This is a genomic window from Nocardia anaemiae NBRC 100462, assembly GCF_001612725.1.
Taxonomy (GTDB): domain Bacteria; phylum Actinomycetota; class Actinomycetes; order Mycobacteriales; family Mycobacteriaceae; genus Nocardia; species Nocardia anaemiae.
Window position 1 is genome coordinate 1 of the sequence record NZ_BDAZ01000011.1, and the last position, 14501, is coordinate 14501.

The following is a 14501-nucleotide window of genomic DNA, read 5'->3' on the forward strand; positions in this document are numbered from 1 at the left end:
ATCCAACACCGCCCTCCCGGCTGAACAGCCCCAGCCGGGAGGGCATCCCTATACCTTGGACCATCGAAGGTCCGCTCCCATCCGAGCGTCCTTCGCCACCAGCCACCCGACAGCCAGACAAAACCAGCAGGAGCGGGACGTGAGCAGCGAGAAGATTCAGCGCGTCGGCATCATCGGTGCCGGACAGATGGGTGCCGGAATCGCGGAGGTGTGCGCGCGGGCGCATATCGACGTGCTCGTCTACGAACAGACTCGGGAGCTAGCCGCCGCAGGTCGCGCCCGCATCCTGCGCTCACTCGACCGCGGCGTCAGCAGCGGCAAGATCACCGAGCGCGAGCGCGAACAGGCCGCGTGGCGGCTGCGGTTCACCTCCGACCTCGGCGATTTCGCCGACCGCCAGCTGGTGGTCGAGGCGGTGCTCGAGGACGAGAAGGTCAAGACCGCCATCTTCGCCGAACTCGACAAGGTGGTCACCGATCCGGACGCCGTGCTGGCCTCCAACACCTCCTCCATCCCGATCATGAAGATCGCCGTCGCCACTGCCAACCCCGAGCGTGTGGTCGGCATGCACTTCTTCAACCCGGTGCCGGTGCTGCCGCTGGTCGAGCTGGTCACCACGCTGAAGACCAGCGAGGCCGTGTCCGAGCGGGCCGAGGCCTTCGCCGGTGATGTGCTCGGCAAGCAGGTCGTTCGCTCGGCCGACCGCTCCGGTTTCGTGGTGAACGCGCTGCTGGTGCCGTACCTGCTCTCGGCCATCCGGATGGTCGAATCGGGCTTCGCCACCAAGGAAGACGTCGACAAGGCGATGGTGCTCGGCTGCGCCCACCCGATGGGTCCGCTGGCGCTGACCGACCTGGTCGGCCTCGACACCGTGAAGTCCATCGCCGACTCCATGTACCAGGAGTTCAAGGAGCCGCTGTACTCGGCGCCGCCGCTGCTGATGCGCATGGTCGAGGCCGGTCTGCTCGGCAAGAAGACCGGCGCGGGCTTCTATCAGTACAAGGTCTAATGCCGCGTCGCTTCTGGTCTGACTCCGCGGTGGCGGCGCCACTCGGATGCGAACCATCAGACGCCGCAAATCAGACAGAGCCGATGCGGTCAGCGGAATAGGCTGTTGAAGACGTGCTGTCGTGGGCGTCTGCCGCCGTTCCGCACCCACGTGAGCACCACGGAGCGAGTCTTACGAGCGACCGTTCGCGGCCCGTCTCGCGTCCGAGTCGTCGAAGCGCATGCGACGAAGTCGCGAGTCTCGACGGCTCGGACGCGAGACACCAGGGGGCCGCGAACACGCCGCGCCGAGGCGCGGCAATTGAACACAGCGCAGGTGATCGAAAGGGAGTGCCCCGCTCATGGTCAACGTTCAGGACGGATACGGGTCGAGCATTCTCGGCTACCCGAGGATCGGGCCGCACCGCGAACTCAAGCGGGCCCTCGAGGGCTATTGGCGTGGTGGGGTCTCCCGCGACGAACTGCTCGCGGTCGGGCGCGATATCCAGGAGCGGCAGTACAGCGGGCTGGCCGCCACCGGCCTGACCCAGGTGCCGGGCAACACCTTCTCCTTCTACGACCACATTCTCGACAATGCGCTGCTTTTCGGTGCGGTGCCCGCGCGATTCAAGCCCTACCAGGACGAGCTGCACCCGCTGGACTTCTATTTCCTGATGGCACGCGGTCGTCCGGATCTGCCACCGCTGGAGCTGGTGCGGTTCTTCGGTACGAATTACCACTACCGCCAGCCCGAACTCGACGAGAACACCGAATTCTCGCTGCATCCGGAGGCTTTGCTCGACGAATGGGATCGCGCCAAGGCCAGTGATATCGAGCTGCGTCCGGTGGTGCTCGGTCCGGTGTCGCTGCTGCTGCTGTCCAAGGCGGGGCATATCCCCGGCGAGGCGGGCGGTTTCGACACCCTCAGCCTGTTGGACAAGCTGCTTCCGGTGTACGAGGAGCTGTTCGAAATCCTCGCCAAGCGGGGGTCGACCTGTGTGCAGTTGGACGAACCGTCCTTCACCAGCGAGCGCACTCCGGAAGAGCTGGCCGCGTTCGAGCGTGCCTACCAACGACTTTCGACCTCGGCGCTGCGGCCGCGCATGCTCGTCACCGGGCAGTACGGCGATTTCGGTGAGGCGCTGCGGATTCTGGCCGAAACCAATGTCGAGGCCATCGGATTGGATCTGGCCAGCTATCGGATCCAGCCCGAGGAGCTTGCGCAGATTCCGGGCATTCGCCGTAAGCGCTTGTACGCGGGCGTGATCAGCGGCCTCAATGTGTGGCGCGCGGATCGCTACGTGACCCTGGAATACCTGAACGAGTTGGCCAAGGTGTGCCCCGACCTGGTGGTGTCCACCGGCACGACACTGCTGCACGTGCCCTATGACGTGCTCGCCGAATACGATATCGAGGGCAATGTCGCCGACCGGTTGGCCTTCGCGCAGCAGAAGGTGGGCGAGGTGGTTTCGCTCGCCAAGGCCCTCACCGAGGGGCCGTCGGACAAGTGGCGCAAGCGGCCGACCGAGGTGCACTTCAAGCAGAAACACGCGGTGCGGCAACGGGTTTACGCGATCACGCCCGGTATGCGCTCGCGTGAACCGTACGAGGTGCGCCGCGAAGCCCAGCAGCGCAAGCTGAATCTGCCGCCGGTGCCCGCGACCACGCTGGGGTCCTTCCCGCAGACCACCAAGATTCGCCAGGCCCGCTACGACCTCGGCCAGGGCAAGCTGTCCTACGACGAATACCGCAAGAAGATCGAGGCCGAAATCGAGGCCACCATCCGCCTGCAGGAGGACATCGGCCTCGATGTGCTCGTGCACGGTGAACACGAGCGCAATGACATGATCCAGTACTTCGCCGAGCTGCTCGACGGCTTCGCGACCACGCACTTCGGCTGGGTGCAGGTGTACGGATCCCGTTGTGTGCGACCGCCGATCATCTACGGTGACGTCTCGCGACCCGCGCCGATGTCGGTCGAGTGGATCAGCTATGCCCAGTCGTTGACCGATAAGCCGGTCAAGGGCATGGTCACCGGTCCGGTCACCATGATCGCGCGTTCTTTCGTGCGCCAGGATCAGCCGCTGTACGAGACCGCCGATCAGGTCGCGTTGGCCATTCGCGACGAGGTCGTGGATCTGGAACGGGCCGGGATTTCGATCATCCAGGTCGACGAGCCCGCCATTCGCGAGCTGCTACCCATGCGTCCGCAGGGGCGCGCCGAATATCTGCGCTGGGCGGTCGCGGCATTCCGCCTGGCCACCTCCGGCGTCAAGCCGGAGACCCAGATCCATACGCATATCGGCTATTCCGGTCGCACCGAGGTGGTCGACGCGATCGAGGAGCTCGACGCCGATGTCACCGCGATCGTGGCGACCCGCTCGATCGAATGGGTGCTCAAGGCGCTCAGGGAGGACTCCGCATCGGGTCACGGCCTGAGTCATGGCGTCGGTCCCGGTGTCTACGAGAGTCGTTCGGCGCGGATCCCGGATATCGATGAGCTCGACGAATTGCTCACGGCCGCAGCCGAGGCCATCAGTCCGGAACGTCTGTGGGCGAATCCGGACGGCGGTCTGAAGACCAGGCACTACTGGCAGCTGGAGCCGTCGCTGCGCAATTTGGTCGCGGCCGCGCGTCGCGTTCGTCGGCGGGCCACGCCGACGGAGTAATACCGAAGACGAAGGCCGCCGCCATGTCTCGGACGTGGCGGCGGTCTTTTGCGGCTCGGGTGATGGATGCCATATCGAATCGGTACAGTACGTACCGTATCGTTGGGATATGGCTGAGCAGACATGGCCCGAGTCGTTGCCGGTGGCCCAGGTTCGAATTGCCAGGCCCACCGATCGGTTGGTAGAGGTCGTGCGGTTCTACGTCGAGGGGTTGGGGCTGCGCGAGCTCTACCGATTCGAAAATCACGCGGGCTACGACGGTGTGATGCTCGGATTGCCGGGCACCGGATATCACCTGGAGTTCACCACCCATGTGGACGGCAGCCCCGGCGATGCGCCGAGCGCGGAAAATCTGCTGGTGCTCTACTTTTCGACCGAAACCCAGATGTACGACGTGGCACAGCGACTCGGTGAATTCGGGGTCCAGCCGGTCGCCGCCGAGAATCCGTACTGGGCGGCCAACGGCGGCTTGACCTTTCCAGATCCGGACGGTTGGCGAGTCGTCCTGATGCCACGCCCGGTGTTCTGATGCCGGGACGCATGCGCGAGGACCGCATCGATGCCGCAGTGCTCGCTGCCGCGCGAAAGCTATTGGACGAGAAGGGTTATGCCGAACTGTCCATCGGGCAGGTCGCGGCCGGTGCCGGTCTGCATCGCCCGGCGATCTATCGCCGTTGGCCCTCGAAACGTCATCTCGTGGTCGACGTGGTCGCAGATCTACTGGGTCCGCAACCAACCCCGAACACCGGCGACCTGCGCGCCGACCTGACCATCGCAATGCGCAATCTGGTTGCCGCACTGCGTGATACCTCGTTGAGTCAGGTATTGCCCGCCCTGGTGGCGGATCTCGCCAACGACCCGGACCTACGCGCGCATTTCCTGGCAACGGTATTCGAACCGCGCAGACGAACCACCGCGATCGCCCTGGAGTCGGCCATCAACCGTGGCGATATCGATCCGGGTATCGACCTCGATTTCGTTCTCGACGCGGTCGCCGCACCGATCTACTACCGTGCGCTCTTCGGTCATCTTCCGCTGAACGAAACCCTCGCCGATCAGTCGGTGGATGCCGTGCTGCGCGCGATCACGCGCTGACCGGCCGGAATGGGAGGGCAGCCTATCGGTGTTGCTCCGGTAAACCGGGCATCCCGTCCATCAAGGGTGCCCGGTGATCAGACAGGGGTGCCCATCTCTGTCACGACACCGGAACAGGGAGCCCACGCTATGCCCTCGGCAGAAACAGTCGGCGAGACCAACGCCCTTCGGCTCGGTATCGCACCGCACGGGTTATGGCCCGACCGTGCCAGCGAAATCGACGATATTGTCGAAACAGCGCGCACCGCAGAGTAATTGGGCTTCGATCACCTTGTCGCGGGCAGTCACGTGCTGGCAGGTGACCTGGGTGTCACGCATGAGCCGTTGATCATGCTGTCGGCCATCGCGGGTGCGACTTCGCGCATCGGCATCGCGACCAGCGTGCTGATCCTGCCGCTGTACAACCCGGTCGTGCTGGCCCATCAGACCGCGACACTGGACCGACTCTCGCGTGGACGGTTCACGCTCGGCGTCGGAACAGGCTGGGACCGCAGCGAATTCGATGCGGTCGGGGTGCCGTTCGGGGAGCGCGGCAAGCGCACCGGCGAGTATCTGCGAGTGCTCACCTCGTTGTGGCGGGGCGAGTCCGAGCCACGGATCGGTATCGCGCCGCGCACGGCCGGTGGACCACCATTGTGGGTCGGCGGGCGCAGCGATGCCGCACTGCGCAGGGCGGTACGCTTCGGCAGCGCATGGCACGGTCCGGTCGCCGATCCCGGCGAATTGCACGGCATCCGCAAGCGGCTCACCGAACTCGCCGACGCATCCGGTATCGAGCGACACCCGCTGCTGACATCGGTTGCCTTCGTGGTCCCACCCGGATTCAGCGCCATCGGCCGCGATCCGGGACGGCTGCTCGGTGGTGGGCGGCCGACGGCGGCGAGCATTGTCGACGAACTCGCGGCCCTGCGCGAAGCCGGACTGCACGCCTGCTCGATCTGGCTGCCGGTACCCGGTCCCGCATTCGCCGACGCGATGGCTTGGGTGGCCCAGGAGGTGCTGCCGGAGTTCGACTGACACTGGTCAGTCGCTGAGCGCGGCCACGACGAGCATCAATATCGCGCCAGTGACCGTGCAGGCGAGGGTAAGCCGGGACGGGTGCTCGGCGTGGGCCTCCGGAAGGATATCGGCGGTGGCGAGGTAGAGCAGGAATCCGGCGAAGTAGCCGAGGTAGAGGCCGACCGTCCCGGCCGGAACCTGGACGACCGTACCGATTACCGCGCCGACGACCGGGGCGATGGCGTCCAGGGTGAGCAGGGTCAGGGCGCGTCTGTGGGCGGAGCCGTAGAGCGTGGTGATGGTGAAAGTATTGAAGCCGTCGGCGAAGTCGTGACAGATGACGGCGATGGCGACCGCGATGCCGACGGTGGCTCCGGCTTGGAAACCCAATCCGATGCCGAGACCGTCGAGGGTGCTGTGGAAGATCAGCCCGGCCGCCGCGACCAGCCCGACGGATTCGAAACCGTGCTTGTGCGCACCGAATTCGCCTTCATGTCCGGTGTGGACGGCGACCGCGCGCTCGATGAGGTGGATGGTGAGAAAGCCGACCACGGTCGCGATGAGCGCCGCCGGGACACCGAGCACGCTGCCCCCGTACTGGTCCAATGCCTCCGGCAGCAGGTCGAAGAAGACCACACCCAACAGGACGCCCGCCGCCAGCCCGAGCACCAGATGCCTGCGGTCGCCGATCCGCACCGCGACCAGCCCGCCGACCAGCGTCGAGCACATCGATACCAGCGCGAGCAGAATCGCCATCGGTCCAGCATCGGTCACCCGCCGCCAGCGCGAAGCGATATCCGCGGAGTAAGTTCGCTGTCTATTCGCCCGGATCAGAACCGCCCGGAAGCACGCCTGGGCGACGTGCGGAGGCTACGTCCCGCCGAGCAATGCGCCGAGAGCGCGCAGACCGGTGGTGATATCGGCAGCGGTGGGGGCGTTTTCCGGGTCGACCAGGTGTTGGATCAGCAGTCCGCCGATCATGGTTTGCAGGACGGCGCCGAGTCGGGCGTCCGGTGCGCCGGGGCCGAAGAAGTCGGATAGCTCCGTGCGCGCCCGTTCCTGGGCGGCGCCCAGTTCGGCACGCAGTTCGGGTGAATGCAGTGCCTGGGCCAGACTTTCGCCATTGGCGGTCCAGAGGGCGTGATTCTCGGTGAACGAGGTGATCAGTTGCTGTAAGAAGTCCTGCAATCGCATGGCCGGATCCGCGGTGTCGCGGGCGGGGAGTGAATCGAGAATCTGCTGGACGGCAGCCGCGCTCGATTCCATCATCGCTTGGTTGAGCAGCTTGTCGCGGGTGCCGAAGTGATAGTTGATGGCGGCCAGGTTGGTGCCGGAGGCGGCGACGATATCCCGCACGGTGGTACGCGCATATCCGCGTTCGGCCAGGCATTGCTTGGCCGCGGCGAGCAGATCTTCTCGGGTTCCCACGCCTCGCACCTTATCAGCGCGGCAGACATCCGTTTGTGACAATCGTTTCAAACACCAGTCTGTGACAATTGTTTGAAACATCTGTATGTTGAAGACATAGCCTGCTCAGCCACACGGAAGTACGAGACGACCAAATGACCGCACAGCGACCGCTTTCTCCCTTCGAGCTCATCTACTTCGGCTCCGAAACCCACCTCGGCAGCGTGCCGACCGGCGATATGCCGCTGTTCATCGGCTCCACCGTGCACGGTCTGCTGGACGTCGAGATCCTTCGCCGGGTACTCGACGAATTGGCGGCCGAGCATCCACTGCTGCGCAGCAAGCCGGTGGCCGATGCCGACGGCACACTGTATTTCCACCGCGACGATGCCTACTGGCCGCGCCTCGAGATCGCGGACGGCGGTGAAGCCGAGTACCTGAATCTGGTCAATGCACCACGTGATTGGCGCGACGGCCTGTTCCGCGCCCATCTGCTCCGCGACGGTGATCGGGATCGGATCGTCCTGGTCATCCATCACGGAATCGCCGATGGCAGATCGGCTTTCGCGTTGCTCGCGCAGCTGTGGCAGCGCTACACCGCACATGCGACGGGAACCGCGCTGCCACAGTCGGATGCCGAGCAGGACTTGCCAGCGGGCGTCGATACCCGACTGGCCGAGGTCGTCTCGGATGCGGAGGTCACCGGATGGCTCGACCAGATCCGGGCCGGGGCCGCGATGATGGGTCCGGAATCGGGTCCGCGGAGTTTGCCGATCGACGGCGACGGGACCGGCGACGATCCGCTCGGCCGATTCGCATTGCAGCGAATCGAATTGGATACCAAGGAAACCCGGCAACTGGTCGACACCGCTCGCGCGCACGGACTCTCGGTCAACAGCCTGATCGGCGGCGCCGCCCTCGTCGCATTCCGCGCCCAGCTCGAACCCGCGACCGGCGCGCTCCCGCTCTTCTGCGGCCACGCGGTGGATATGCGATCGGAGCTGAAGCCGCCCGTGTCCGAACATACGATCCTGAATTGTGCCTCCGGTGTCGGCACCGCCGCGCTCGTCGCCGAGGACGCGGGACCGATCGATATCGCACACGTGGTGGCCACCGGCATGGCGGCCGCGATGGAGCAGCGCGAAGCTCCCTTATTTCTACTCGCGTCCCAGCGCGTCCAGGACGAGGCGACCGCCGCGATATTCGCGGCCGCGCCAACGGTCGCCATCTCCAATATCGGTCGACTGCCCGCACATTCGACCCCGGACGGTATTCGCCACATTCGCGACGACATCTACGCCATGGGCCCCGGTATGCCGCCGAAACTCACCGTCTTCACCGTCGGTGGGCGGCTGACCATCCAGGTCGAGTACGACACCGCCCTGTACAGCCGCGCTCAGATGGGCAAGATCGGCCTGAGGCTGATCGATGCGCTACAGCGCATTGCATGATCACTCAGGTGGCCGACCGCTGCCGCTCAGGCGAATGGTCAACTGGCGCGTCCACTTCCGTTGCTTCTTCGGCGGCCGGTCGGGCTTTTCGGTGTCGCTGTCGGCGACCTCGTAGCGACGGATGTAGGCGCCCGCGAACGCCTGCACCGTCGCGGTCACCGGAATCGCCAGCAGCGCACCGGTCGGCCCGAGTATTGCCGCACCCGCTATGACCGCGCCGAATGCGACGGCCGGATGCATATCCAGCGTGGTCGCGGTGATTCTCGGTTGCAGGACATAGTTTTCGAACTGCTGGTACACCACGATGAAGCCCAGAATCCACAGCGCGGTGGACGGACCGTGCACCAGCGCGACGAGCACCGGCAGCGCACCGGCGAGATAGGTGCCGACGGTCGGAATGAACTGCGAGACAACGCCGACCCATAGGGCCAGGGCGAATGCGGAAGGCACATCGAGGATGCGCAGCGCGACATAGTGCGCGATCGTCGAGCACAGCGCGAGCAGACCACGCGAATAGATATAGCCACCGGTCTTGTCGACGGCGATATCCCAGGCGCGCAAGACATGTCGCTGATGCCGCGGCGGCAGCAGCGAGCAGACCGCATTGCGGAAGCGCGGTCCGTCGGCGGCGAAGTAGTAGGTGAACAGCAGCACGCCGAGGGACTGGAAAATGGCTCCGATCGCGGCGGTGCCGACGCCCCAGGCATTGCCCGCCAACCCGACCAGATAGCGGTCGATGGTGGAACTCCACTCACCGAGGTACTTGCGCAGATCATTGCCGGACAGATCGGTCTTGAAGGTGCGATTGACCCAATCGACGGCCTGATCCGCATTTTCCGGCGCGTTGTTGACCAACGTGGTGACCTGGTCGACCAGCAGGGCGCCGAGCGTCCCCACGAATGCGACGGCCCCGATGGTCAGCACCAGGAAGACGACTCCGGTCGCCAGCCCGCGCCGAAACCCGCGCGCGGCAAGCCAATTCACCGCGGGTTCGATGGCGAAGGCCAGGAACAGCGAAACCAGCAGCACCAGCAGGAAACCCTGCAATTTCTGCAGAATCCAGAAGCCGCACACCAGCCCGGCCACCGTCGCCGCCGCGAGCAGGAACGCTCGCAACAGCCACGGCGGCGGCCCCGCGGTCACATCGGCGGTGACCACCGCCGCTTCGGCGGGTGGGGATTGCTCTTCATCCGCGGACACATCGCCAAGCTAGCGAACCGGCGATGAATCGGCGCGACGACACGGATCAGATCGTCGAGGCGTCGATCACGAACCGGTACCGCACATCGCTGGCGACGACCCGGTCGTAGGCGCCATCGATCTCATCGGCCGAGATCAGCTCGATCTCCGCACCGATCCCGTGTTCGGCGCAGAAGTTCAGCATCTCCTGGGTCTGCGCGATACCGCCGATCATCGAGCCCGCCAGCGCCCGCCGGTATCCGGCGATGGTGAACGGCTTGACGGTCAACGGGTTCTCCGGCAGACCGAGGATCACCAGGGTGCCGTCCAGCTTCAGCAGGCGCAGGTAGCTGTCGATGGGCAGATCGGCCGAGACGGTATTGAGGATCAGATCGAAGTGGTTGCGCAGATCGCGGAAGGTTTGCTTATCGCCGGTCGCGTAGTAGTGCTGCGCGCCGAAGCGTTTGCCGTCATCCTGCTTGCTGAGCGAATGGCTCAACACGGTGACCTCGGCTCCCATCGCCGCGGCGATCTTCACCCCGACGTGTCCGAGCCCACCCATGCCGATGATCGCGACCTTCTTACCCGGGCCCGCATTCCAGTGCCGCAGCGGGGAGAACAGCGTGATGCCCGCGCACAGCAGCGGTGCCGCCACATCGAGTCCGATGCCCTCCGGAATGGACAGCACGAAGTTCTCGGTCACCACGACCTGGGTCGAATAGCCGCCCATTGTGTACCCACCGGGCTGGATGGACGAGTCCACCTCGCTGTCGTAGGTCATGGTGGCCCCGTTGTCGCAGTACTGCTCCTCATTGGCCAGACATGGGCCGCAGACGCCGCAGGAATCGACCATGCAGCCCACACCGACCCGATCGCCGACCCGATGCTTGGTCACCTCGGGACCGACCGCCGCGACAATGCCCGCTATCTCGTGGCCGGGAACGCACGGGTATATCGCACCGCCCCATTCGTTGCGGGCGGTGTGGATATCGGAATGGCAGATGCCCGCATATTTGACATCGATCAGCACATCGCGTGGCCCGAGCTCGCGCCGCTCGATCGAGAGCTTCTCGAAGTGGCCATCGGGCGCGGGCAACCCATACGCGGCAGCAACACTCATGCTTACATGCCTACCGCCGCATCGGAGGTTTGCCAAACGCAACGCCGAATAAAGATCTCCGGCCACAATGGAATTGGTCAAGGGCCCAGCCGGAGGCGGGAGAGCGGCATGGACGACGAGTGGCACCGCGTGCCCGAGGGGCAGCGAGACGGTGGCGGGCGCGCGTTGGCGCTCTTCGTGGCCCTCCTGCTCGCCGTGGCCGCATTCTTCGGCTTCCGCGGTGAACTGCCCGACTGGTCGTCGTCCTCGAGTGCGGACAACTCCCCGCCCGCCCTCCTCGAGCCGCTGCCGCCGCTGGATCCGGTGGCGGTCGCACAGGCGGTGGAACCGGCACTGGTGAATATCAGCACGTCCTCGCGGCCGTTCGGACTCGGCGCGGCCGGATCCGGAATCGTGCTCACCGCCGACGGACAGGTGCTGACCAGCCATCATGTGGTCAAGGGCGCCGAAACCGTGACGGTCACCGATGTCGGCAACGGCGCGGTCTATGACGCGAAGGTGCTCGGCTACGACGCGAACGTCGATATCGCGTTGCTGGAACTCACCGGCGCCACCGATCTGACCATGGCGCGCATCGGCAGCTCCGCCGAACTGCGCATGCACGAGGACGTTCTCGCCATCGGCAATGCGGGCGGTGCGGGTGGTACGCCGACCTCGATCCAGGGCAATATCACCGATCTGAACAGCTCGATCGTCGCGCTCAATTCCTCGGATCTGACCCGCAAATCGCTGACCGGGATGGTGGAGATCGCGGCGCCGGTCAGCGCGGGACAGTCCGGCGGTGCGCTCGCCGAACCCGGTGGCACGGTGGTCGGCGTGATCACCGCCGCGTCGGGCGAGACCTCGCGCGAGGTCGGGCGCACCCCGAACGGCTATGCGGTGCCGATCGACACCGCGATGCGGGTGGTTGGCCAGATCCGTTCCGGCACGCCCACCGAAACCGTGCACATCGGGCCGACCGCGACGCTCGGCGTACTGATCTCCGATGCGAAACCGAGTGGGGCACGGATCGATGTCGCACTGTACGGATTACCGGCCTACGCCGCCGGGCTCATCGATGGTGATGTGATCACCTCGATCGATGGTCGCGATATCACCACCGCGAGGGCATTGCGGGCCGCGATCAACGTGCACAAACCCGATGACATCGTTGCGCTGGGTGTCCTCGGTGCGGGCGGAATGCGGCGCACGGTCACCGTGGTGCTCGCGCTCGGCACACCGAACTAGACCAGCGAGAGCCAGTAGTCCTGGAACTTCAGGAAGATCAGCAGCAGCACCACGGCGTAGAACACCGCGACGAAGGTCCACCGCCACTCGACGACGATCCGCATCGGCCCGCGCGCACCACCCCACACCTGCTCGGTGGCCACCGCGAGCAGCGGCGTGATGATCGCCCACACCACCATGCAGTACGGGCACAGCGCGCCGATCCGGTACAGACTCTGGAAGATCAGCCAGCAGATGAAGATGGTGCCGAGTACGGTGCCCACCCAAAGCCCGATCCAGATCCAGCGCGGAAAGCGCACATTGGCGATGGCGAGCACCGCGAGGGTGACGACCACCGAGAAGCCGACGATGCCGATGATCGGATTGGGAAATCCGAATCTGGCGGCCTGTTCGGTGGTCATCACGCTGCCGCAGGACAGGATCGGGTTGATGCTGCAGGAGGGTCGGTAGCTCGGATCGGTGAACAGCTTGAACCGCTCGATGGTCAGCGTGACCGAGGCGAGCCATCCGGCCAGCCCGCTGATCAGCAGCACCCAGGCGGCCCTGGAAGAGGTGTTGTTCACTTGGCCGCGGCGTTCGCGATGATCGCTGCCATCGCGTCGGGCTTGAACTGACCGTTTGCCAAGGCGAGGTCCTGGTTGTTCACCTGGGTGCCGTTGACGAAGACCGTCGGGGTGGATTTGACTCCGCTGTTCAGCACGTCCTTGGTCTTGGCACCGATGTACTTGTTGTAGCTGTTGTCCTTGATGCACTGCCCGACCGAATCGGGCAGGCCGACGCCCTTGGCGATGGTGATCAGCTGGTCATCGGTCAGGCCCGCACTGCCCTCGGCGGGCTGCTGCTCGTACATGGTGGCCAACCAGCCCAGATACTTCGACGGATCCGCCTCGGCGACGCAGTAGGCCGCATTGGCCGCGCGCGAGGAGTACTTCGTGGTGGAGGCCTTGTCCAGGAACGAGATGATGTTGTATTCGACGATGGCCGTGCCATTGTCGACGGCGTCATGGAGGACCTGAGCGTTGGCGGCCTCGAAACCCTTGCAGGCCGGGCACTGTAGGTCAGCGACGACGCGAACGGTCACCTTCGCATCGGGCTTGCCGATGCGGACGGCGCCGTTGTCGGTGATGGTCGCGGTGGCGCCATTGGGCAGCTGGCTCGCGGCGGCGGCGATGGACGGGGTGGCGCCCAGATCGTTCTTGTCGGCGTTCTTCACCGCGATACCGATGCCGATCGCCGCGATGAGCCCGACCAGCACGACCGCCACGCCCACCTGGATGAGGATCTTGCGGTTGCGGTCCGCGCGCTCCGCCGCCATCAGCGGATTCGTTTTACCACCCGGTTTTTTGCTCACCGTGCGTTCACCACGCCTTTCGCTTGCCTGCCGGTTTTCTGCCGCCACGATGGTAGATCCGGAACTGCCCCGGGGCGTGGACGGGCACGGCCACATCATCCGTGCTCAACCTGAGAGGAACCTTGGTCACGCCAGGGCGAGGCGGCGCCGCTGCTCCTCGACATCGAATTGGGCCGGTGGCCAGTCGAGCTTCAGCCCCTCGAGTGCGTCGATGAGCAGTTCGGTGACCGCGAGGCGGGCGAACCACTTGTGATCGGCCGGGATCACATGCCATGGGGCGTAGTCGGTCGAGGTGCGGTCCAGCACGACCTGGTAGGCCTCCTGATAGGCGGGCCAGTAGCCGCGTTCGTCGATATCGGCGGGGTTGAACTTCCAATATTTATCCGGTCGGTCCAGCCGTTCGCGCAGCCGCTTCTTCTGCTCGTCGAGCGAGACGAACATGGCGACCTTCACCAGCGTGGTGCCCTGGTCGACCAGTTCCCGCTCGAAGGCATTGATCTCGTCGTAGCGCGGTTCCCAGACCTCCGGCGGCACCAGATTGTGCACCCGCACCACCAGCACGTCCTCATAGTGCGAGCGGTCGAAGACGCCGAGTTGGCCCGCGCGCGGCAGTGCCTTGCGGATGCGCCACAGGAAGTGGTTGCTCTTCTCCTCCTCGGTCGGGACGCCGAAGGAGGCGTGGTCGACGCCCTGCGGATCGACCGAACCGATGACGTGGCGGACGATGCCGCCCTTGCCCGCGGTATCCATACCCTGCAGCACCAGCAGCACGCTGCGGGTATCGCCGGAACGGCCGTTGGCGTAGAGCCTTTCCTGCAGATCCGACAGCACGGTGGTGCGTTCGGCGAGCAGTCCTTGGCCCTGTTTCTTGTCACCCTTGAATCCGGGGGTACCAGCGGCGTCGAGTTCAGTGATGCGCAAGCCATCGGCCCGCAGAGCCTGATTCGGCGGCAGCGACCATTTCTTCGCCATCGATGTATCTTATGCGGTGTTTTTGGCCGCGCGGGCGCGGCGTG

14 protein-coding genes are annotated in these 14501 nt (G+C 65.3%); 7 read left to right on the plus strand and 7 right to left on the minus strand.

All coding sequences use genetic code 11. The features are described from left to right. Positions 1 to 139: 139 nt before the first annotated feature. The 5 genes from NA5_RS08125 to NA5_RS08145 all read left to right on the plus strand — a co-directional run bounded on the left by NA5_RS08125 (position 140) and on the right by NA5_RS08145 (position 5768). Positions 140 to 1009, plus strand: coding sequence for a 3-hydroxybutyryl-CoA dehydrogenase (locus tag NA5_RS08125; RefSeq protein ID WP_062983612.1), 870 nt, complete (start codon positions 140 to 142; stop codon positions 1007 to 1009). 340 nt (positions 1010 to 1349) lie between these two features. Continuing rightward, the gene (gene metE / locus NA5_RS08130; RefSeq protein WP_062983614.1) at positions 1350 to 3656 is read left to right on the plus strand and encodes a 5-methyltetrahydropteroyltriglutamate--homocysteine S-methyltransferase; all 2307 of its coding nucleotides are present in this window, start codon (positions 1350 to 1352) and stop codon (positions 3654 to 3656) included. A gap of 109 nt (positions 3657 to 3765) precedes the next feature. Then, the gene (locus tag NA5_RS08135) at positions 3766 to 4185 is read left to right on the plus strand and encodes a VOC family protein (RefSeq protein ID WP_062983616.1); all 420 of its coding nucleotides are present in this window, start codon (positions 3766 to 3768) and stop codon (positions 4183 to 4185) included. Next, positions 4185 to 4751, plus strand: a complete 567-nt coding sequence (locus NA5_RS08140) for a TetR/AcrR family transcriptional regulator (RefSeq protein ID WP_062983618.1) — start codon at positions 4185 to 4187, stop codon at positions 4749 to 4751. The genes NA5_RS08135 and NA5_RS08140 overlap by 1 nt, the downstream gene beginning before the upstream one ends. 255 nt (positions 4752 to 5006) lie before the next feature. After that, positions 5007 to 5768 (plus strand): LLM class flavin-dependent oxidoreductase, encoded by a 762-nt coding sequence (locus NA5_RS08145; protein ID WP_218020066.1) that lies wholly within the window; start codon positions 5007 to 5009, stop codon positions 5766 to 5768. A gap of 6 nt (positions 5769 to 5774) precedes the next feature. Here NA5_RS08145 and NA5_RS08150 read toward each other — a convergent pair whose 3' ends face one another. Then, positions 5775 to 6506: a ZIP family metal transporter gene (locus tag NA5_RS08150; RefSeq protein ID WP_062983641.1), complete on the minus strand. Its 732-nt coding sequence runs from the start codon at positions 6504 to 6506 to the stop codon at positions 5775 to 5777. A 114-nt stretch (positions 6507 to 6620) separates the two neighbouring features. Further along, a complete protein-coding gene (locus tag NA5_RS08155) occupies positions 6621 to 7178 on the minus strand; it encodes a TetR/AcrR family transcriptional regulator (RefSeq protein WP_062983620.1) in 558 nt (185 codons plus the stop codon). Between the two features lie 134 nt (positions 7179 to 7312). On the opposite strand from NA5_RS08155, the gene NA5_RS08160 reads away from it, so the two are divergent. Next, on the plus strand, positions 7313 to 8608 hold the full coding sequence (locus tag NA5_RS08160; RefSeq protein ID WP_062983622.1) for a phthiocerol/phthiodiolone dimycocerosyl transferase family protein: 1296 nt from the start codon (positions 7313 to 7315) through the stop codon (positions 8606 to 8608). On the opposite strand, the gene NA5_RS08165 is transcribed toward NA5_RS08160, so the two are convergent. Together NA5_RS08165 and NA5_RS08170 are read right to left on the minus strand one after the other, a co-directional pair. Next, entirely contained in the window at positions 8609 to 9808 is a 1200-nt protein-coding gene (locus tag NA5_RS08165; RefSeq protein ID WP_062983630.1) for an AI-2E family transporter, read from the minus strand. Positions 9809 to 9854: 46 nt separating this feature from the next. Further along, positions 9855 to 10907, minus strand: a complete 1053-nt coding sequence (locus NA5_RS08170) for an NAD(P)-dependent alcohol dehydrogenase (RefSeq protein ID WP_062983632.1) — start codon at positions 10905 to 10907, stop codon at positions 9855 to 9857. 108 nt (positions 10908 to 11015) lie between these two features. Here NA5_RS08170 and NA5_RS08175 point away from each other — a divergent pair, with 108 nt between their 5' ends. Beyond that, entirely contained in the window at positions 11016 to 12134 is a 1119-nt protein-coding gene (locus NA5_RS08175) for a S1C family serine protease (RefSeq protein ID WP_062983634.1), read from the plus strand. Here NA5_RS08175 and NA5_RS08180 read toward each other — a convergent pair. The 3 genes from NA5_RS08180 to NA5_RS08190 all read right to left on the minus strand — a co-directional run bounded on the left by NA5_RS08180 (position 12131) and on the right by NA5_RS08190 (position 14457). Continuing rightward, the gene (locus tag NA5_RS08180; protein ID WP_062983635.1) at positions 12131 to 12697 is read right to left on the minus strand and encodes a vitamin K epoxide reductase family protein; all 567 of its coding nucleotides are present in this window, start codon (positions 12695 to 12697) and stop codon (positions 12131 to 12133) included. The two genes, NA5_RS08175 and NA5_RS08180, sit on opposite strands and share 4 nt — an antisense overlap. Then, positions 12694 to 13485 (minus strand): DsbA family protein, encoded by a 792-nt coding sequence (locus NA5_RS08185; protein WP_062983637.1) that lies wholly within the window; start codon positions 13483 to 13485, stop codon positions 12694 to 12696. The genes NA5_RS08180 and NA5_RS08185 overlap by 4 nt, the downstream gene beginning before the upstream one ends. 126 nt (positions 13486 to 13611) lie before the next feature. Beyond that, positions 13612 to 14457, minus strand: a complete 846-nt coding sequence (locus NA5_RS08190) for a polyphosphate kinase 2 family protein (RefSeq protein WP_062983639.1) — start codon at positions 14455 to 14457, stop codon at positions 13612 to 13614. Positions 14458 to 14501 lie beyond the last annotated feature (44 nt).